Here is a 21,144-nt window from a genome sequence, read left to right as displayed (position 1 = left end):
TGACCGGGACCTGATCCGCGGAGGGCATTATGGCCAGCGGTCACGTGTACCGCGCAAGAAGGCCGAACACATGGCTGCTCCGAAACCAAGATCGATGCCTTTGGCCTGTTCACCGGCCAGATCGGTTACGCCGTCAACAAGGTGCTGATCTACGTCAAGGGCGGTGCCGCCGTGACCGACAACAGCTACCGTACTTTCTTCACGCCGACCGGCGACCTTGCCGCCAGCGCCAACGACGCCCGGTGGGGGGCTGCGGTCGGCGCCGGTATCGAAGTCGGCTTCGCGCCGAACTGGACCGCGGGCATCGAATACAATCACCTGTTCATGGACGACCACACCTACGACCTGAGGACCCCGGCCGGCGCGCTCTTCAGCAGCGTTCGCGTGAGCCAGGACGTCGACCTCGTCACCGTCCGCGTGAACTACAAGTGGGGTAGCCCGGTCATCGCGAAGTACTGATCGCCGATAGAATCTCAGTTCAAAAGGCCGGTCCCGCGTCGGCGTTTTGTTCGGTTCCGCGCACGTGCTCCACTTCGATTGAATATTCTTGCGGGGTCCACGGTACCCTTGCCGGCACGCCGTTTTCAAGGTTGGGAGCCTTGTCCTCAATTCGCTACGTGTCGATCATTTGCACGGCGGCATCATGGCCGCCGGCCGGACCGGCGCAGGAGCGAGGCGCCAGTCATTTCCACTGGCTTCGGCAAGCCCATGAGCTCCAGCACTGTTGGTGCGATATCTGCCAACCGCCCTTCGGCCAGCGACACGTTGCCGCCATCCATTAGCAGCAAAGGCACCGGGTTCGTGGTGTGAGAGGTGTGTGGACGACCTGTTTCTGGATCGCGCATCATCTCGCAATTGCCGTGGTCTGACGTGACAAGCAAAGCACCACCGGCTTTTCCGATAGCTCCAGCGATCCGACCGAGTTCCGTGTCGACTGTCTCGACAGCCTTGATGGCGGCCGCCAAGTTGCCAGTATGGCCGACCATGTCGGGGTTGGCATAGTTCAATACAATTAGATCGTATTTGCCCGACTGGATGGCATCCACTGCCCTGTTGGTTACTTCACGAGCCGACATCTCAGGTTGCAGGTCGTACGTCGCAACCTTGGGAGATGGCACCATGATCCGATCCTCCCCAAGATATTGCGCCTCCTCGCCGCCGTTCAGGAAATAGGTGACGTGCGGATACTTTTCCGTCTCAGCGATGCGCAATTGCGTCCGGCCCGCAGCGGCCACGACCTCACCCAAGATATTCGGCAGCGCCTGCGGCGCGAACATCGCCTGCATGAGGGCATCCAGCGTCTCGCTGTACTGCGTCATCCCGACCGCAGCAGCGAAGCTCACCCGGCGCGGCCGTGGAAAGCCGGCAAAGGCTGGATCAAGCAGCGCGCCGAGAATTTCGCGCACCCGGTCGGCACGAAAGTTGAAGCACAGGACGCCGTCCCCGTCCCGCATGCCGTCATAATCGCCGACCACCGCCGGAAGCACAAACTCGTCGCCGATATCGTGCGCATACGCATCGGCAATCACCGCAAGCGCATCGGGGAAGCGCGGCCCATCGGCTTCCTGGATTGCAGCGTACGCTTTCGCTACACGGTCCCAGCGATTGTCGCGATCCATGGCGTAGTAGCGACCGCACACCGTCGTGATCGGAATGGACCGCGGCAACACGGCCCTCAACCGCGCAATATCCTCGCTGGCCGATTGCGGCGGCGTGTCGCGGCCATCCGTAAAGACATGTACCGCCGTCGCTATGCCAGCTTCTGCGAGCATCTTTGCAAGGGCCGCGGCGTGATCTTGATGCGAATGCACGCCGCCCGGCGAGACCAGCCCCATCAAATGGCAGGTACCACCGCCCCGGCGCATCCGCTCGATCAGCCCAAGCAGCGCCGGCGATCTTTTGATCTCGCCGTCGGCGATCGCATTGCTGATGCGCGGCAGATCCTGCATCACAACGCGACCGGCGCCGATATTGAGATGGCCGACCTCGGAATTGCCCATCTGCCCCTGCGGCAGACCTACATCGCCACCTGACGTACGCACGACGGCATGAGGGTAGCTAACCCACAGACGGTCGAAGGTAGGGGTGCGCGCGAGACGGACCGCGTTGTCGGTCGAGCCTTCTCGCCAACCCCATCCATCCAGCACTACAAGCATCACCGGACAACGTTTCTGCATTTCCGGCATTCCTACTGTATTTTGGCGGCAGCTTCGGCCGGTTCACGGTACGACACCCAACCGGCCCAGGCGCGGCGTGAAGCGAAGCGCCACCTCCTGCCCGGTCTCGATCGATTCATAGAGCGCCGAGATCAGTTCCAGGCTCTTGCGGCCCTCGAGGCCGTCGACCAGCGCAGCGCGCTGGTTCATCAGGCAATCGACGACGTGCTGATAATAGGCCTGATGACCGAAGCCATAGACATTCGGCGGGTTGACCGAAAATTTCTCGATCACATCCTTGTCCGATGGCAGTTCGTCGACGAAACGCCAATGTCGGATCTGGTTGACCGCGAGGCCCGCAATTTCGACTACCCCCATTTCGCCGAGAATGGAGAGCGAGCCTTCGAGGTCGCTCGGCCGGGTGGCGGTGGTCGCCTCGATAAGGCCGAGCGCGCCGTTTTTGAATTTCAAGGTCGCGACCGCCGTGTCCTCGGCCTCAATCCGCACCAATGCGGTGGTAGCGCGGGCATGAACGCTGATGACATCACCGAAGAACCATTCCAGCATGTCGATATAGTGGCTCGCCTGGTTGGTGAGCACGCCCCCATCATAGGCCCAGGTGCCGCGCCAGCTGTCCTGGTCGTAATAAGCCTGATCGCGACACCAGCGCACGCGCACGGTGCCGAGCACGAGCTTGCCGAACCGGCCTGCCTCGAGCGCCTCGCGTGCCTTGAGCACGGGAACATTGAAGCGGTTCTGTTTGACGATGAAAAGCTTGACGCCGGCCTCGTCGCAGGCGCGGATCATGTCGTCTGCGTCCTGCAGCCGCAGCGCCATCGGCTTTTCCACCACGACGTGCTTGCCGGCTTTCGCGCAGGCGTTGACGTGTTCGGGACGCATGCCGCTCGGGGTCAACACCCCGACCGCATCGATGTCCTTGCGGGCGAGAAATTCATCGATGTCGTAATGGGCGCCAACGCCGAACTTCGCTGCAATCGCATCCGCGCGGGCGCGCACCCGGTCGCAGACGGCCGCGAGCCTTGCGCCCTCGACGCGATTGCCGCCTAGCAGATCGGAATGACGCCTGGCAATACGCCCGCATCCCAGCAGGCCGAACCTGATCATTGCGCCTCCTTTTCAACGACGCGGGGCGACGACGATAGGACGCAAATGGCCGAAAGATCGACACTTATGGGATGCGTTCGGCCGCACCTCGTGCCTATCCTCGCCGGTATCCTGCGGCCAAAAGCTTGGCGACGACTGCTTCGCCGGGCCGTTCAATTCAGAAGGGCACGGTGCTCGGTCCGCGAACGCATCGGCAGTCGCACGCCTTCGTAGCTGCGTCGCCCGCAAGTTTGCGAGAGCGAAGAAAAGGCGAACAATTTGATAGTCGACAGCCCGCCCTTGCTCAGGCGCAAGGCCGTGCTCACGCAAGAACGCCTGGAATTTAATTCCGTTCCGCCCGAAACCGCGTGATCCAGCTGCTCATCGGCGAACGCGTCGGGACATTAATCAACCATTCGGAGCCGAAAGACCCATGATGGTAACGCTAGACTACACCGCGCACCGCACCGATCCTGCTTGCGATAAGGCCGATGCCCATGAGAGCGAATGTGAGACCCCACACGTTCAGCCCAAAACTCCCATATCCACCAACTCCCTGCGCCGCAAGCAGAGCAAGGCCAATACCGGTAACGAGTGCGCCGAGCACGTAGCGCCATGCGGGCGCCAGTGCGCCTCCGGTCGCGCGCGGCCGCTCAAAGCGTCCGAAAGCTACAACAAGAGGAATGACTGCCATCGCATTGGCAGCGAGCCAGGGGAATCGCGACCACCACCACTCAGAGCTTCCCGGCTCAAGCCGCAGACCGAAGCCGCCGGCGAAATAGGCCGCAAGCACCACGAGCGTCGTCGCCGTCAGGTGCCAGATGAACAGCGTCATGATAGTGCCGTTCATCACCACGGTTGCCGTCCACGCAACACGGCCGGCCAGCCAGCGACGCGCGGATGCTTGCGCAGCAAGCAGCAACCCCGCCTGCACTGTTGCAAGCGCTATCAGCGTGACTTTCGGCGGTGTCGTGGTGCTGATCGGATCGCCGGGGACGCCAATCATTGAGACAGGATAAGGCCCGACGTGTACCAGCAAGAGCAGCGCGGCGAAGCCGAAGGCGGACCCGACAAGCAGCGTCCAGCGCTGGGAAAACCGCCCGTCGAGCCACGCATATCCGAGCACGGAGATTGCGCCCCAGACGAACAGATAGTTGGCGAAGCCAAGCCATCGCAAACCGACAGCAAAGTACATGACATCGACAGCGGCTGCTGCAGCTGTCAAAGCCCAGAACGATCTCATCCCAAATCGAGCCCACGCAGCCTCCGTGACTGGCACGAGCAGAACGATCCCGATGTACACTGCGAGGAACCAGAGTGGTATGAACGCCACCTGCGAGCCATAGCTGATCAATTCCGGCCGCACGCCGCGGGCGTATTCAATTGCAACGATCGCCACCCAAACCGCAAGCAGTGGGAGGATTGGCCACACCAGACGGCGCAAACGGCCTTCAATCCAAGCTGCATATGACTTGTCGTCCCGCCGCGCGGCACGCCAGCTGATGCCGTTCGCATATCCGCCGACCATGAAGAAGATCGGCATGACCTGCACGATCCATGTGAGCCAGGCGGTCCAGGGAGCGACCGTCAGGATGTGGGCGGTCGTCAAGGTGTTGGTTGCGTCGAAATAGGGCGCGGCGGCCAGCCAGTGCCCGACAGTTACCACCAGCATCGATGTCGCCCGCAGGAAGTCGACGTAGCGGTTTCGGGACGCGGGCGTCCGGTCAGCAAGCTCGGCAGCACGGGACCAAACCGCCATGATCATTCTCCGACGTGCCGTTCAACCTGTATGAAGAAGTCAACATGTACAAGTCAACGAATTGGCTCTCGCGAGCCCACTTGGCGATATGAGTTCGATCGAACCGGGCTGCAAACTCGTACGTTCCCTCTCAACGCTTGCTCGTTGGGGTGCACGCTACAGTCGGTACGACGGTATACACCACTGGTTGCGGGCCAGTGCCGCCGATTTGAAGTTCCCTGCAGCATTTGCAGCAAGCCCGTTAAGGAACTTCCACGGTGCTAAAATCATGAACTTGCCGGCGCCCTTTGCTTCCCGGGTCCTCAGAACGTTCTTGTCATGTTTCATCAACTTCGGACGTGCGGCAATGGCCACCGCACTTGCCAGCAGCACAGGGAAAGCCGACTTTGACGGAGGTCTGACCAGCCGGGTCGCGGTCGCTGCTGGTCGTCAGGAGGAGCGCCATGGAGCGCATCTGGCTCAAGCACTACCCGCCGGGAATTTCGACGGAGATCGACCCGTCGCGATACGCATCGCTCGTTGCGATGCTCGAAGAAAGCTTTGCCAAATATCGCGAGCACACTGCTTTCATCTGCATGGACAAAGGGCTGACCTACGGCGAGACCGACGAGATGTCACGCGCTTTCGGGGCTTGGCTGCAGAGCAGAGGCCTGGCGAAGGGTGCGCGCGTCGCCATCATGATGCCGAACGTGCTGCAGTATCCGGTGGCAATCTGCGCCGTCCTGCGTGCCGGGTTCACCGTGGTGAACACCAACCCCTTGTACACAACGCACGAGCTCGAGACTCAGCTCGAGGATGCCGGCGCCGAAGCTATCATTGTGCTAGAGAACTTCGCGCATACGCTGCAGCAGGCGATCGGCAAGACCCGCATCAAGCACGTCGTCGTTGCCTCCATGGGCGACCTCCTGGGCACGATCAAAGGGACGGTCGTCAATCTGGTGGTACGGTGGGTGAAGAAGATGGTGCCAGCCTACTCGCTGCCCGGCGCGACGCCGTTCAATACTGCGCTCGCGGCCGGCAAGAGCATGACCTTGACCAAGCCGCAGCTTGGATCCGACGATCTCGCATTCCTGCAATACACCGGCGGGACCACGGGCATTCCCAAAGGCGCGATGCTGTTGCATCGTAACGTGGTCGCCAACATGCTGCAGATCGACGAGTGGCTGAAGCCGGTGTTGGAGAACGAGCCGAAGGTCGATCGTCTCACCGTCATGGCGGCGCTGCCACTCTATCACATCTTCGCGTTGACGGCATGTTTCCTGCTTAGCGTCGGTACCGGCGGCCAATGCATTCTCATACCCAACCCGCGTGACATCCCCAGCCTCATCAACGAGCTTGCCAAGTACAAGGTGAACCATTTCCCCGCGGTGAACACGCTTTACAACGCGCTGCTCAATCATCCGGACTTCGGCAAGATCGACTGGAGCATGCTCAAATGCGCCGTCGGCGGCGGCATGCCGGTGCAGAAATCGGTAGCGGACCGTTGGTTCACGGCGACGGGCTCGCCGCTATGGGAAGGCTATGGCCTATCGGAGACGTCGCCGGTCCTGACGTGCAATTCGCCGCTCGACCCAGGATGGGACGGAACCATCGGACTGCCGTTGCCATCAACGGACATCTCGATTCGCGACGGCGACAACAACGAGGTGCCGCTTGGGCAGCCAGGCGAGATCTGCGCGCGCGGCCCGCAGGTGATGCCAGGCTACTGGAAACGGCCGGATGAGACGGCCGACGTCATGACACCCGACGGCTTCTTCCTTACCGGTGACATCGGCATCATGGACGAAACCGGGCGGGCCCGGATCGTCGATCGCAAGAAGGACATGATCACGGTGTCCGGGTTCAAGGTCTATCCGAACGAGGTCGAGGCTGTGGTATCGAGCCATCCGGGAGTACTCGAATGCGGGGTGGTCGGCATCCCCGATCCACGCTCCGGCGACGCGGTGAAGCTGTTCGTCGTCAAGAAGGATCCAAATCTCACCGAAGCGGTCCTGATCAGCTACTGCCAGACGCGGCTCACGCCCTACAAGGTCCCACGACTGGTGGAGTTCAGGACCGATCTGCCGAAGAACAATATCGGCAAGATCTTGCGCCGGCAGTTGCGCGACGAGTCGCGGAAGATCGGCACGCGGGCCGCGTGAAGCGAACCGGCGTCTGAGCGGCGTGGCTCTACCCGCTGTCTCGGAATCAGGAAACCGAAACGACGCGCAGATTGTTGGTTGTCCCGCCCTGACCTAACGGTATCCCGGCAACGACCACCAAAGTATCGCCGGTGCTTGCGAACCCTTCCCGTTTCGCAAGCTCGGTCGCGCGGCTTACCATGTCTTCGTAGCTTTGCACGTGCTCGGAAAGCGCGCTGTGAGCACCCCACAAGAGACAGAGACGACGGGACACCTCTACACTCGTCGTGGTGGCCAGAAGCCGCACCCTGGGTCGCTTCCGCGCGACACGCGCGGCCGTTGTCCCGCTTGATGTATAGGCGACGATGGCCGCTGCACGGATCGCCGAGGCCAAGTCGGCCGCCGCCGCGGCAACCGCATGCGGCAGAGTCTGTTCCTCATCGGGCTGGGTTGCTTCGATGATCGAGCGATACATCTTGTGCTGCTCCGTGCTGCGGATGATGCGGTCCATCATTTCGACGGCTTCGCGCGGGTACTGGCCCGTGGCCGACTCCGCCGACAACATCACGGCATCCGCGCCGTCGTAAATTGCGGTCGCGACGTCTGACGCCTCGGCGCGTGTCGGCGTCGGGGCTGCCACCATGGAATCGAGCATTTGAGTAGCAACAATCACCGGTTTGACGGCCAGCCTACAGGCGCGCACCAGTTCCTTCTGGCGACCAGGTACCTCCTCGTGCGGAATCTCGACCCCGAGATCGCCGCGCGCGACCATGATCGCGTCCGACATCTGGATGATGTCGTCGATCCGCTCGAGTGCAGCTGGTTTTTCGATCTTCGCCATGAGCCCTGCGCGCTCGCCGATCAGAGTTCGCGCCTCGATCATGTCCGACGGCTTCTGCACAAACGAAAGCGCCACCCAGTCCACGCCAAGACGCAAGCCGAATTCCAGATCGGCACGGTCCTTGGCGGTGAGCGGCGACAGGTCCAGAACCGTTCCGGGCAAATTAACGCCCTTGTGGTTCGAGATCGCTCCACCAACGATCACTTCGGCCTCGATGGCGTCATTGCTCAGGCTAGTTGCGCGAACGCGCACTCTGCCGTCATCGATCAATAGATCGTCGCCGGGCGCAAGGGCTGCAAAGATTTCCGGGTGCGGCAACGGTATGGCCCGGCTATCCCCTTCCGATCCGGAGCGAACAAACCGAATGGACTCGCCGGGCCGGACCATGAGCTTCTGATCGCGCAACGTCCCAATGCGGATTTTCGGGCCCTGAAGATCCATCAGGATGCCGATCGGTCGCTGCAGCTCCTGCTCGAGTGCACGGATCGCGGCATGGACACTTGCATGATCTTTCTGGGTTCCGTGGCTGAAGTTGAGACGGAATGTGTCCACACCTGCAACAAACAGCTCCTTAAGCATCTGCGGCGAAGCGCTGGCGGGACCAACGGTCGCCACGATTTTTGCCCTTCGAAGACGCATCGATTGATCCTCTATGCATGCGGCCCATTCAGGCACGATGAACGTTGCTCACATAAAGAAACTCACCCTTCATGGCGGCGAAATCGCCGCAACGGTGCCGCCGACGGGGACTTTGAACCAGCTTCGTACGAACGCGCGCGAATTCGCTTTCGACCCTGACTGCCTGGGCCGATCAAGCTTTCTGACCTCGTCAGCAACACCTTGCGCGCCGCTTCTGTCAGACACTTCTAGCATTTTTATGCCAGGCTCGTACACTGCGGGTTGTATGGATTGTTCGCTAGAGCGGTGCGGGATTCTGATCTGGAACGTCTCGTCATCCTATGTGTTGCGCCCGGTTGACCCTACGTAAGCCGGGATCACCTGAAACAGGGAATAGGATTGCGGGGCAAAGGAAGTGAATTCCTTAAACGAGCTTCCCGCGCAGGCGACTGAACGCTGACCTCTTGAGGGGATTGGTGGCCAAATGAAGGACATACTCGTTTTCCTTTCTCCTTCGGCGGGCAGAGATGATCTCTCTGGTGGCGCGCGTTATGCGAACGGCCTGGCTAGCCTGTATGGGGCGCGTCTGTCTGCATTGATCGCGGAGGTCGAAGCCGACCTCGCCGATTTGCCGCCTGAGCCGGACATCCGGCAGGCCGGGAGCGCTCCCAGGAAGCAAATATCATCAATTGAACGGGCGGCTCGAACGGCGGAGCTCATTCAGTCCGCGGCCGCAGACGCAAACGTACCATGTGACATCCTACAGGCAGAGAACCCGTCCGCGTCACTGCGCGAACGCGTGATCCATTGTGCCCAGGTGCGAGATATCCTGATTATCGATGTGCGTGGACCACTCGATTCGCCTCGCAAGGACGTCGTCGAGGCAGCCCTGTTTGGGAGTGGTCGGCCAATTGTCCTGGTGCCACCAGGCACCTTTGCACTCCCAGAAAACCGGATTGTCGTTGCCTGGGACGGGACACGCTCGGCGGTTCGTGCAGTTCACGACGCCTTGCCACTTCTCGTTAGAGCGCGTGAGGTGCTCGTCGTATCGGTCGTTGATGACAAGCCGTTTTCGACACCCCAATCTGGAGACGCGCTCTGCCGTTATCTGGCGCGCTGGCAGGTTAATGCCAAATTCACTGCCATCCATCGTGAGGCTCTGAACGTCGGCGCGACCCTTCTGGCTTATGCGCGGCAAGCAGGTGCAGGTCTGCTTGTGATGGGCGCATTCGCGCACGGATTCGAGCGCACACTAATGCTCGGTAGCGCAACTCGAGACGTCTTTGAGGCGAGAATTGCAATTCCCGTACTCTTGTCGCACTAGCTCCCCTTGAGTTGTCCGGCGAATGCCCCTGCACGACATCGGCGGGCCTTCACCGCGCTACGTGGCTGCCTCGATACGCGCGCGCTCGGCCACCACTTCAGCATGGAGACGCTCGACATCCTCCCGTCGGCACAATTGGGTGCCATGGGTCAGGACGGCCGCGGCGCCGGCGGCCATGCCTAGCATGAATGCGTCCTCGACACTCTGTCGGCGTGCGAGCGCGAAAGTCATGGCCGCCACGAAGCTGTCGCCTGCCCCGACGGCGCTCACGGCCTTCACCTTGGGGCCTCTCAGGCGCAACGTGCCCGAGGGATGCGCGAGCAACGCCCCATCGCGCCCCATGCTCACAGCAAGGTTTTCGACGGAGCCATCGGCCACCAGAGATCTCGCCACCTCGGCAAGTTCCTCGGCGGACTCAATCTTTCGGTGCGTCAGAATCTCGAACTCCCCGAGACTGGGCTTGGCGAGATAAATGCCTCCTGCCGACATCGCCGCGTGGAGTGCAGGCCCTGACGTGTCAAGGATCAGGCGTGCTCCCTTGCTCCGCACAATGCGCGCCAGGCGGGCGTAAAAATCGATGGGAACCCCGGGCGGCAAGCTGCCGCTCGCGACGACATAGTCTGCATCGCATTCGCCAAGCTCGGAAAGGGCCGATTGCCACTCTGCTTCAACAAGGGCAGAGCCCTCGCTTACGAAACGATATTCCAGCCCGGAAATTTCTTCCAGGACCGTGAAACTGATGCGTGTGCCGCCGGCTACCTCGATGCATTTTCCCGGTACGCCCAACTTCGCGACGAGCTCGTTCAGGACGAGTCCGGTTGCGCCGCCGGAGAGGTAGATGGCGTAGGACTCAAGGCCCAGTTCCTTCAGCACGCGCGCGACGTTTATGCCGCCACCCCCCGCGTCAGTGCGCTGTCCTACCGCCCGGTTCTTACGGATCGGCCTGATCTCGTTCGACTTGAACGCGAGATCGATGGTCGGGCTCAGCGTCAGCGTAACGATCGGCTTTGAGGCTATCTCCGGCTGCTGTATCATGGCGTAAGCCTTCTCGCCTGGGGATAGAAACGTCAAAAGTTATCACCGTTGGAGGCTGAGCGCCATGCGGCTAGTCGGCGACATTGGTGGAACCAACGCAAGGTTTGCGATTGCGGAGCCGGGCAAGTGTCCCCGCGACGTACGCAAGCTCCCTGCTGCTCAATATCCCAGCCTCGCTGAAGCAGCAGAGGACTATCTGTCTCACGCTCCGAAGGTGGAAGAGGCGGTGCTTGGTGTAGCCGGTCCCGTATTGGGCGATGAAGTATGGTTCAGCAACAGCACTTGGCGATTCTCGATTGAGGATGTGCGCCGGCGGCTCGGCTTGCGCAAGCTGATCGTCATCAATGACCTTGTCGCCCAAGCATTGTCCTTTGCCGCGTTGCAGCCCGATGAGATCGGCTCGGTGAAATCTGGAACCCGCAATCCGGAGCACCCTACCCTGGTAATTGGCCCCGGAACCGGCCTCGGTGTCGCTTTTCTGCTGAACGATGCGGGTACGTTTGTCGGCCTCCCGAGTGAGGCCGGGCATGCCACATTCGCCCCGACGGACCGCCTGCAAGCGGAAATCCAGTCGCGTCTTCAGGATCAACATGCGCATTTGTCAGTTGAGCGGTTGCTGTCCGGATCAGGGCTGTTGTCGATCGCGACAACTTTGGCCGAGATCAACGGACAGATCATCGACGTTCACGATCCAAGAGACGTTTCGGCGCGTGCTGCAGCAGGTCAGTGCCCCACCTGTCGTGAGGCAATAAGGATCTTCTCATCCATCCTCGGCTCTACGGCGGGCAGCCTCGCGCTGACCCTTCTGACCAGTGGCGGGGTTGTCATCACTGGCGGACTATGCCGCGGGCTGCGGCCACTTTGGGATGTGGAAGCATTGACCCGAGCTTTCATCGCAAAGGGACGACTCAGCTCGTACCTGGACGGGATATCGATCGATCAGATCTTGCGCCCTCACGCAGGCCTACTCGGCGCGGCACGGTATGTAGAGCATAGCCGCTCCGTTTGAGCTGAGCCAGGACGAGCGCGCGACGAAACTCAAGCTGAACGGCTATTGAGGGACCTGTGATGTGTTCGCAAACAAGCCCGATGCCGAGCTCAGGGATGCCACGCAAGGCCGGTCTCGTTCCGTCGCGATTTGATGCCGTCGCCTTCGATCTTGATGGCGTGATTACGGATACCGCGCGCATCCATTTCCAGGCATGGCAGCAAACCTTCGATGCCTTTTTCGAAGGGGCCACCCGCCGCACCGGCGCTAGCTTTGCGCCATTCACGCTCCAAGACTATCACAGCTACATCGATGGGCGTCCGCGCGAGGAGGCTATTCGTGCCTTTCTGTCCGCCCGAGTTGTGGAGGTAGAGGAAGGCAGCGAAGCGGACGGCCCCGAGGCCGAAACCGTCCACGGCCTCGCCAAGCGAAAGGACGGGTTGTTTCTCGAGCGGATGCGCAGCAAGGGGGTAGACATCTATCCGTCCACGGTGGCGCTGATACGGCGTCTGCGCGCCCTCGGCCTCAGGACAGCGGTGGTTTCGGCGAGCCGAAACTGCCGAGAGGTTCTGCAAGCCACACGGCTCGACCGGCTGTTCGATGCTCGCGTTGACGGACAGGATGCCGCGGCGTCGGGGCTGCGGGGGAAGCCGGCGCCGGATACGTTTCTCGAGGCGGCGCGGCGCCTCGGGATCTCGCCCGAGCGCACCGTCGTCATCGAGGACGCGATTGCCGGCGTGGCCGCGGGACGAGCCGGCGGTTTCGGCCTTGTCATCGGCATCGACCGGACCGGCCATGGGACGGCCCTGGAAGACGCTGGCGCCGATATCGTTGTCGCCGACCTCAACCAGATCGATTTGGAATTGGAGGATGGGCCGACACGACGGCGCACGGCGCAGCTGGATGTGCATCGGCTCGACCCGTTCATCGCGCAATCGGGAACAGAGACCTGCCATCCAGCAGCGCAGGCTAGACCGGACCCGTGGCTGTTTGCCCATGAGGGTTTCGACCCTGCCCTGGAGGGCCGTCGCGAAACCCTGTTCGCCGTCGGCAACGGGTATTTCGTGACCCGCGGAGCGGCTGCGGAGGCACGCGCTGATGACCTGCATTATCCCGGCACGTATCTTGCCGGCGCCTACAACCGGCTCACGACGTTGATCGATGGCCGTCCGATCGAGAACGAGGACCTGGTCAACCTCCCCAACTGGCTGCCACTGACGTTCCGAATCGACGAGGGAGAATGGTTCGACCTGCGTCGCGTCGAAATCCTTGGGTATCAGCTAACGCTCGATCTGCGCCGCGGCCTTTACTTGCGAACTTTGCGCGTACGCGACGCGCTCGGGCGGGAAACCAGCCTCGCCGAGCGCCGGTTCGTGCACATGGACGCCAAGCACCTCGCCGGCCAGCATGTCACCATCACTTCGGAGAACTGGTCGGGCCGGCTCACGGTGCGCGCCATGCTGGACGGCGACGTCGCCAATACCGGCGTGCCGCGCTACAAAGCGTTTGCAAGCAGGAATCTGCGTGTGTGCGACGCCGCCGCCATTGCACCTAGCTCCATGCTGCTCCAGGTCGAGACGACGCAGTCGAAGCTGCGGCTCGCACAGGCCGCACGGATTGAGGTAAGCGTGCGCGGGCTCGATGTCGCCGTCGACAAGCGCCCGATCAAGGAAGCGGCACGTGTTGGCTACGATGTCATCCTTGACGTCACGCCGGGCGTCAGTACTGAAATCGAGAAGATCATCGCGCTGTATACCTCCAGAGACCGCGCCATCGCCGATCCGGAAACTGCCGCGCGCACTGCGATCGTGCGGGCCGAAGGCTTTGATGCACTTCTGCAAACCCATGAACGTGCCTGGGGAAACTTGTGGGAGCGCACTGATCTGGATCTGCTCGATGTCGCCGGCGACGAAGCGGATGAGACGCACTTGGCCGTGCGCCTGCACCTCTTCCATCTGCTCCAGACAGCTTCCAGTCACAGCATGGAGCTGGACGCCGGCATCCCTGCCCGCGGCTGGCATGGCGAGGGGTATCGCGGCCACATCTTCTGGGACGAGCTCTTCATCTTCCCATTATTGAGCTTGCACCTGCCGATCCTCGCTCGTGCGCTGCTGCTCTACCGCTACCGGCGCCTCGACGAAGCGCGATGGGCTGCCCGGCAAGCTGGATTCCGCGGTGCGATGTACCCGTGGCAGAGCGGGAGCGATGGCCGCGAAGAAACCGACGTCATGTACTTCAACCCTCGCTCCGGCAACTGGATCAAGGACGACACGCATCTTCAGCGCCATGTTGGCGCTGCGGTCGCTTACAATGTCTGGCAGTACTACCAAGCGACCGGCGATGCCGAGTTCCTTTACTCCTTCGGCGCCGAGTTGATGTTCGAGATCGCCCGCTTTTGGGCCAGCATCGCGCAATGGAACGAAGCACGCGGCCGCTACGATATTCGCGGCATCATAGGCCCGGACGAATTCCACGACGGTTATCCGGATCGCGATGCGCCGGGTTTGGACAACAACGCATACACCAATGTCATGGCGGCTTGGTGCGTAACGCGCGCGCTCGATCTCTTTGAGCTGTTGCCGAAAGAACGTTGCCAAGAGTTGTGTCGGGACCTGCGGATCGAGCAGGAGGAACTCGTACATTGGGAACATGTCAGCTGCAAGCTTTACCTGCCATTCCATCACGACGGCATTCTCAGCCAGTTTGAGGGCTATGAGGCGCTGCAGGAGTTCGACTGGAACGCTTATCGGCACAAGTACCCAAACATCATGCGCCTCGATCTGATCCTCGAGGCAGAGAACGACACGCCCAATCGCTACAAGCTCTCCAAGCAGGCCGACGTCCTGATGTTGTTCTATGTGTTTTCCGCAGAAGAACTGGCGGAGCTCTTCGAGCGTCTCGGCTATGCCTTCGATCCTGGTACGATCCCCAGAACCATCGACTATTATTTGCGACGCAGTTCGCACGGCTCCACCTTGAGTGCCATTGTGCATGCTTGGGTACTAGCGCGCTCCTGCCGGCAGCGCTCCTGGTCGTTGTTCACGGAGGCCCTGCAAAGCGACATCAGCGACGTTCAAGGAGGAACCACGCGCGAAGGCATCCATCTTGGCGCCATGGCTGGCACGATCGACCTGTTGCAACGCTGCTTCACAGGGCTGGAGCTGCGCGGAGAAGAACTACATTTCCATCCGGCACTGCCGGATGAATTGCGTCGGCTCGCTTTTCGGCTCCGCTATCGCCAGCACTCGCTCAGCGTGGACATAACCCAGGACGCGCTAACGCTTTCGAGTGATCCGAGTGGGGCAGAGCCGATCTCTATCGCGGTCGGCGACCGTCATGTCGTCCTGCGCCCGGGCGACCGCACCAGCCTGACGCTCGTTCGTCCCTCGTGATCACACGGGCACTAACTATGCGAGGAGTGAAATCGACTCCAGTGCGAACCTCAATGCCCCGACACAACATTCTGTGGCGTCCCCCGTGCAAATGCCTCGACGTTAGAAAGTGTCGTCGCGACGATTCGCTCCAGGGCCGCCTCGGTGTTGTAGGCATTGTGCGGCGTACAAATCACATTCGGAAAGCGCAGCAACACGTGGTTTGCCACCAGCGCCTTGAAATCGTCGGCGTCCGGGGCCGCCTCCTGGTGGAAGATCGCCGCCTCTTCACGGATCAAAGGTTCCTGCGGCAGGACGTCGAGGCCAGCGCCGCGAAGCCTTCCATCAGCCAGCGCCCGCACCAGCGCTTCAACGTCAACGATATGGCCGCGTGCGGTATTGATCAGGATCGCACCCGGCTTCATGCGGGAGAACTCGCGATCTGAGAGCATGCGAGTGGTGCCAGACGTCGCAGGCACGTGCAGCGTTACGACGTCGGAATCGGACAACAGCTTGTCGAGGCTCGTGTAGGCAAACTTGAGACGGGTAGCGGCTGCTTCGTCCGGTCGCAGATCGTAAGCAAGAACATTCATGCCGAAGCCGCATGCGATTTCGATCACACGGAGCCCGATCCGGCCGGTGCCGACTACGCCGATGACCCGGTCGCGGAGCTCAAAGCCTCGCAGCCCTGTCTGCGTGAACCGCCCGCGTCGCGTCTGCTCCACCGACTCCACGAGTTTGCGCGCAACGCCCAACAGCAGAGCGAAAACGTGCTCGGCCACCGTCGAGTCGCCGTAGTCAGGCACGTTCGACACAGTGATGGCGTGCGTGGCGCAGTAATTGAGATCGATGTGATCGTATCCGGTCGATCGCGTCGCGATCAGCTTTAACTTCGGGAATTGTGAGAGGGCCGATGCGTCCAACCGCGAATTGACAAATGGGCTGGCAACCTCGGCGTCGGAGAACTCAGCCGCGTTCCGCTTGTCGAGCGGTTCAGCACTGCATCGTACGCGATGGTGTGGCTCAAGACGCAGGAAGGTTGGTCGCTCCCATTCCTCGGTTTCAAACACGACAATGTTCATGGTGGTCTCCCGGGTCTGAGCACGGGTTCACAGCGCCGATGAGCTTACACGGTCCAATCCCATGCAACCTCACATTGATGGCAGGATTCAGTCACCGCGCGGGTTCCTGATAGGACAGTGCTGTTGAAACATTTTCGCACGATCTAAAACCTCGGGTCGCCTCTCAACCTCAAAAAGGGAACCACCGCGCAAGCGCCAATACCAGAGCGCCCCCGAGCGCAAGATATCCGAGACAAACTGGTCCGGTTTTTCTCAGCACATCGCCTTCGCGTCCTTGCAGGCCGACCGTCGCGGCGCCTGTGATGATGTTGTGCAGCGCGGCGCAATTGCCGACGGCAGCTCCGAATCCTTGAGCGGCGACCAACGCGAGCATCGGCAAGCCGAGCCTGGCAGCCGCCGCCTGCTGAAGATCCGTCAGGAGGATGTTGGAGACGGTTGTGGAGCCTGTGATGAAGGAGCCGATGGCCCCAACTGAAGGAGCAAGCAGCGGCCAGGCCTGACCGGTCCGCGTGGCTGTCTCCGCCAGCGCCTCTATCATGCCCGCATGGACCATCAGCCGGGCTATTGCGAGCATCGCGAACAAGGCAACGGCGACGGGAACCAACCGTCGAACGGCGGCAGCGACGGCACCGGCCAGGTCGGCAGTCTTGCACCCCTGCAAGAGCCCTCCGAGCAGAAATCCGGCGAGTAGCATGGTCCCGGGATGATAGAGGGGCTCGACACGCCCGCCGAACGGTCCAGGTAACCCCCATTCGAGCACAACGTGCCGGAGCGCATCGCGGATCTGCGGAACGAGACGCGTCACGAGGATTAAGCCGACCAGCACGCCATACGGCAGACCAGCAGCGGCAAGCGATCTCGCATCCAGGCGTTCAGATTGCTGCGCGTGCATTCGCCTGAGAACAAAAGCAAATGCCGATCCGCCGGCGAGCGCTCCGCCGAGCGTCGGCAACTCTGGTCCCACCCAAATGGCCAAGGCCAGGTAAGGCAGCAGGAAACAAATGGCGGCGAGCATGGCCCATGCCACATATTTTGCCTGAAAACGTCCTGTGCCCGCGATGAACACGATCGAAAGCACCAGCAATGGCGCCAGGCTCGCGTGCAGCAATGCCGTCGGCGGCGCGATGCTGTTGCCGCTGATGCCTGACACGTCGGCCTGCGCGAAGATCGGCGTGCCGAGCGCGCCAAAAGAAGTGCCCGTGACATGACCAATGAGCGGTAACGCGACCGCCACCACGGGCGTGAAACCGAGGCTGACCAGCAGAGGCGCAGCCAGAGCGATAGGCGTGCCGAACCCCGCCGCTCCTTCCATGAACGGCGCGAAGAACCAAGCGATGATGAGAGCAAGCAAGGTCTTGTCCGAGGACAAACTCATCAGTCCCGTCCGGATAGCATCGATCGCGCCCGAACGCTGCTGCAGCTCATAGAGTGACAAGGCCGGCAGGATGATCCACAGAATGTCAACGGCCGAGAAAATCGCCTCCGCGCCGGTTCCGATGAGCGCTCCAGCACGGCCTTGCTCAGCGTAGATATTCGTTCCGAAGCCAAAGAATCCGATTGCGCCAGCCGTGGCCGCCACGAGTCCGACCAGTCCCGCGTTCGCGGCCGACCACCGCAATACGGCCATGAGGAGAACGATCAAGGCGAGCGGAGCAATCGCGACTAAGGCTGCCATTCAACTTCCCGTGGACTTGATTTGGCTCACCCCCAACCAATAGCTACCATGCGTCGACCTTGCGCAGAACCGGGTCTCCTGATTGCGATTGCAAAAAAATTGCGCGCAAGCGCGAGGAGATTCCTAAGCGATGCTCTGGCTCTTGAAGCGGGATGTGGCCAAAGGACCAGGTGTCCGGAATATCAAGGTCGGCCGCCATAGATCGCGCTTAAACAATCGTTGCAGTCTTCACGATCCAAATGCTGTCGAGCGTGGTGCCAGCAAAGGGAGCTGAAAAAATGACCGTTCGAGTCGCCATCAACGGATTCGGCCGCATCGGCCGCAACATTCTCAGGGCCATCATCGAAGACGCCCGCAAGGATATCGAGGTGGTCGCCGTCAATGATCTGGGGCCCGTCGAGACCAACGCGCACCTTCTACGATACGATTCCGTGCACGGCCGCTTCCCGGGTGAAGTCAAGGTTGAAGGCGACGCCATCAGCGTTGGCGGCCGCAAAGTCAAGGTGACCGCGATCAAGGATCCCTCAGGTCTGCCATGGAAGGATCTGGGCGTTGACATCGCGCTCGAATGCACGGGCGTCTTCAACTCGAAGGCCAAAGCTTCCGCTCATCTCACAGCGGGCGCAAAGGCTATCCTCGTCTCCGCGCCCGCCGACGGCGCCGATATCACGGTGGTTTACGGCGTCAATCATGGCGCGCTGTCGAAGGAGCACAAGGTCGTCTCCGCCGCCTCGTGCACGACCAACTGTCTGGCGCCCGTTGCCAAGGTGCTCAACGATGCGATCGGGATCGAAAAGGGCTTCATGACAACGATCCATGCCTATACCGGCGATCAGCCGACGCTGGATACATTGCACCGAGACTTGTACCGAGCGCGAGCCGCGGCGATGTCTATGATCCCGACTTCAACAGGCGCGGCAAAGGCTGTCGGCCTCGTGCTGCCGGAACTGAACGGAAAACTTGACGGTGTCGCCATTCGCGTCCCAGTGCCGAATGTTTCGGTGGTCGATTTCAAGTTCGTCGCCAAGAGGGCCACATCGAAGGACGAGGTGAACGCCGCGATCAAGCGAGCCGCCGACCAGCAGCTCAAGGGGATTCTTGGCTATACCAACAATCCCAATGTTTCCGTCGACTTCAACCACGATCCGCACAGTTCCGTCTTCCACATGGATCAGACGAAGGTCTTGGACGGCACGCTGGTGCGCGTGATGTCGTGGTATGACAACGAGTGGGGATTCTCATGCCGTATGGCGGATACCGCCGTAGCGATGGGGAAGCTGATCTGAACAAGACCAGGAAGCGAGGACGTTCCGCTTACGCTCCGTCCGCCGCAAGATGTGTGCTCGTACAACCGGCACGAAGGTTGTCTATTTCTCGCGGCTAAGGGCCGCGCGGTTACAACTCCCCCCCTCTTCTCTGGCCCGACCGTTGGCTGAGCGAGGCCGAGTTTCTCTACTGCCACCAGAGTGGGCAGGTTGCCCCAGTTCATTCGGCCTGCCTCGGAAGCCGCTCCACCAAGTAATTCAACTCCGCTGCCGCAAGAGCAGGCTGGCCGCTTCAGTACAACTTCCCCTGTTTGCGCCAGCCGACTGACGCGCGCTCCCGCTACCCAAGACGAAATGGAGCGAAATTGGTTGGATGGTCGCCTCCTGAACCAAAGCGGAGCCGCCGCTATTTCGGCTTTAACTGACCGATGATTGTCGCCCCTTCTGTTGCTTCGATTTGATAGAGGGCAGCTCCGGAAAAACCAGACATAAGGGGGGACGTCGACCGCAATTGCTGTCCGCTACTGCCGGAAACAGCGTGATTGAGGAGGTCCTGTCCCGGTGCGCCGGTCTGTGGTGTGCCGATGCCGAAATAGTAGGTTTGTCCAGCCTCGATTTGCACTTCGGCTTCATAATCCTTCGAAAGCGAATTCACACAGGTGATGAGGTGTAGTCCGGGCGGCATGTCGACAGAGAAATAGTATCCCTTGGAGACGGAGCCGACTGGCCGACCATCGATCTTGATGCCTGCCTCGGTCGCCCAAAGTCCCTTTTCACGCAAGAAATATAAATGTGCCGGTCGCGCGCTTTGCTGCTTGGATTGAGGTGCAGTCGTCGCCCTCGGTTCATGCTGAGGTCCAGCCGCTGCCGCTTCAGAAAGCCACGTCCATCCACCGGCCTGGACAAAAACGAAAAGTATCAAAACCCGTAATGCGAGACGTCGCATACAAACTCTCGCCTTTTCCTTGGAAATAGAGTTTAGCGAGAGCGTAGACTCTTGCTGTCGGTACTCCTAGGGATGTGAATTGGGAGGGTCAACCTCGCGTTGCAACGGAAGCTCAGCTCCCGACTGCCCTGAGCCTGGCGCAAGTAACCCAAGTCCGGGCCTGTTGTTGTCACGGCTGCCGCGTGTACGTTGGCATTGCCTGCCCTATCGCAATCATGGCCCAATCGGCACGGTGGTGCCAGATGCCATCAGTCCTATCCGGGCTGGACGTTCTGCCGCTTCGGCGTCCGCGGGCCGACCCACGATGAGCACAGCGAGGTGCAGGGCATCGTCCGCGTGCCCTTTGGGGCGTGGTGGTCGCCGTTCCTGTGCGTTGACCCCAGCAGCAACAAGGCCAACCACAGGCTTGCCTGCGTCGAGCATACCGCCACCGGCATCGACATCGGCGCCTTCTCCACCCTGGACGTGGTCGTCGAGGTTGCCGAGGTCGCCACGCGGATGCACGACTGGCGCAATCTCGACAGCAACAAGCAGGCATCGCTTGACCTGATGCGCCGCGTCCGCATTGCTTGGTCGGCTGCTGGCGTCCGCACGACCGCCTTCCAAGCCTATCCCACGGTCGACGGCTCGGTGCCCGTCGGCATGCCGCAGGTCGGCATTTTCGCTAAGCCTCCGACCGAGCAGCCGCGGCCGAAGAAGCTGTGGGCTGGGCCTCGCCGGCTGCCAATGCGCGGCCCTGACGGACGGCATCCCATTCGGCGTTGAGCGCGATCGCACGCTCCGGCATGCGCTACCGCGCCGAGGGCGGCGACCCGACCAAGAGCATCAGCAACAGCGCTCCCGATCCGCGGCAAGCGTCG

General features: G+C 61.3%; 14 protein-coding genes and 1 pseudogene. 7 read left to right on the top strand and 8 right to left on the bottom strand.

The genetic code is table 11. The annotated features are described in order from the left end of the window. Positions 1-87 precede the first annotated feature (87 nt). Positions 88-459 (top strand): annotated as a pseudogene (locus AC629_RS27040) (outer membrane protein); the annotation flags it as partial. A 182-nt stretch (positions 460-641) separates the two neighbouring features. Here the strand turns inward: AC629_RS27040 and gpmI are convergent. The 3 genes from gpmI to AC629_RS27025 all read right to left on the bottom strand — a co-directional run bounded on the left by gpmI (position 642) and on the right by AC629_RS27025 (position 5,019). Then, entirely contained in the window at positions 642-2,177 is a 1,536-nt protein-coding gene (gene gpmI / locus AC629_RS27035) for a 2,3-bisphosphoglycerate-independent phosphoglycerate mutase (RefSeq protein ID WP_084807956.1), read from the bottom strand. A 42-nt stretch (positions 2,178-2,219) separates the two neighbouring features. Further along, positions 2,220-3,281 carry a Gfo/Idh/MocA family protein gene (locus tag AC629_RS27030; RefSeq protein ID WP_084807955.1) on the bottom strand — a complete coding sequence of 354 codons (1,062 nt, stop codon included), beginning with the start codon at positions 3,279-3,281 and terminating at the stop codon, positions 2,220-2,222. Positions 3,282-3,705: 424 nt separating this feature from the next. Then, a complete protein-coding gene (locus AC629_RS27025; protein ID WP_168195590.1) occupies positions 3,706-5,019 on the bottom strand; it encodes an acyltransferase family protein in 1,314 nt (437 codons plus the stop codon). A gap of 443 nt (positions 5,020-5,462) precedes the next feature. Here AC629_RS27025 and AC629_RS27020 point away from each other — a divergent pair, with 443 nt between their 5' ends. Continuing rightward, a complete protein-coding gene (locus tag AC629_RS27020) occupies positions 5,463-7,160 on the top strand; it encodes a long-chain-fatty-acid--CoA ligase (RefSeq protein WP_084807953.1) in 1,698 nt (565 codons plus the stop codon). A gap of 46 nt (positions 7,161-7,206) precedes the next feature. On the opposite strand, the gene pyk is transcribed toward AC629_RS27020, so the two are convergent. Next, a complete protein-coding gene (gene pyk, locus AC629_RS27015) occupies positions 7,207-8,619 on the bottom strand; it encodes a pyruvate kinase (protein ID WP_084807952.1) in 1,413 nt (470 codons plus the stop codon). 463 nt (positions 8,620-9,082) lie between these two features. On the opposite strand from pyk, the gene AC629_RS27010 reads away from it, so the two are divergent. After that, entirely contained in the window at positions 9,083-9,922 is an 840-nt protein-coding gene (locus AC629_RS27010) for a universal stress protein (protein ID WP_084807951.1), read from the top strand. 57 nt (positions 9,923-9,979) lie between these two features. On the opposite strand, the gene AC629_RS27005 is transcribed toward AC629_RS27010, so the two are convergent. After that, entirely contained in the window at positions 9,980-10,957 is a 978-nt protein-coding gene (locus tag AC629_RS27005; protein ID WP_084807950.1) for a 1-phosphofructokinase family hexose kinase, read from the bottom strand. A 64-nt stretch (positions 10,958-11,021) separates the two neighbouring features. On the opposite strand from AC629_RS27005, the gene glk reads away from it, so the two are divergent. Both glk and AC629_RS26995 read left to right on the top strand, forming a co-directional pair. Beyond that, the gene (gene glk, locus AC629_RS27000) at positions 11,022-11,966 is read left to right on the top strand and encodes a glucokinase (RefSeq protein WP_084807949.1); all 945 of its coding nucleotides are present in this window, start codon (positions 11,022-11,024) and stop codon (positions 11,964-11,966) included. A gap of 95 nt (positions 11,967-12,061) precedes the next feature. Continuing rightward, a complete protein-coding gene (locus AC629_RS26995) occupies positions 12,062-15,337 on the top strand; it encodes a beta-phosphoglucomutase family hydrolase (protein ID WP_084807948.1) in 3,276 nt (1,091 codons plus the stop codon). A 50-nt stretch (positions 15,338-15,387) separates the two neighbouring features. On the opposite strand, the gene AC629_RS26990 is transcribed toward AC629_RS26995, so the two are convergent. Further along, positions 15,388-16,398, bottom strand: coding sequence for a hydroxyacid dehydrogenase (locus tag AC629_RS26990; protein ID WP_084807947.1), 1,011 nt, complete (start codon positions 16,396-16,398; stop codon positions 15,388-15,390). Between the two features lie 169 nt (positions 16,399-16,567). Beyond that, entirely contained in the window at positions 16,568-18,073 is a 1,506-nt protein-coding gene (locus tag AC629_RS26985; RefSeq protein WP_084807946.1) for an L-lactate permease, read from the bottom strand. Positions 18,074-18,351: 278 nt separating this feature from the next. Between AC629_RS26985 and gap the strand changes: the two genes are divergently transcribed. Beyond that, positions 18,352-19,359, top strand: coding sequence for a type I glyceraldehyde-3-phosphate dehydrogenase (gene gap / locus AC629_RS26980; protein ID WP_084807959.1), 1,008 nt, complete (start codon positions 18,352-18,354; stop codon positions 19,357-19,359). 385 nt (positions 19,360-19,744) lie between these two features. Here gap and AC629_RS26975 read toward each other — a convergent pair whose 3' ends face one another. Beyond that, complete coding sequence (locus tag AC629_RS26975; protein WP_143199468.1) at positions 19,745-20,284, bottom strand: DUF2846 domain-containing protein; 540 nt, start codon at positions 20,282-20,284, stop codon at positions 19,745-19,747. Positions 20,285-20,602: 318 nt separating this feature from the next. Between AC629_RS26975 and AC629_RS26970 the strand changes: the two genes are divergently transcribed. Then, the gene (locus AC629_RS26970; RefSeq protein ID WP_084807944.1) at positions 20,603-21,049 is read left to right on the top strand and encodes a hypothetical protein; all 447 of its coding nucleotides are present in this window, start codon (positions 20,603-20,605) and stop codon (positions 21,047-21,049) included. The last annotated feature ends 95 nt before the right edge of the window (positions 21,050-21,144 follow it).

It is taken from the genome of Bradyrhizobium sp. NAS80.1, assembly GCF_001908205.1.
GTDB lineage: Bacteria > Pseudomonadota > Alphaproteobacteria > Rhizobiales > Xanthobacteraceae > Bradyrhizobium.
Note: the sequence above shows the minus strand (reverse complement) of the source record. Positions and strands in the feature narration are given on the sequence as shown.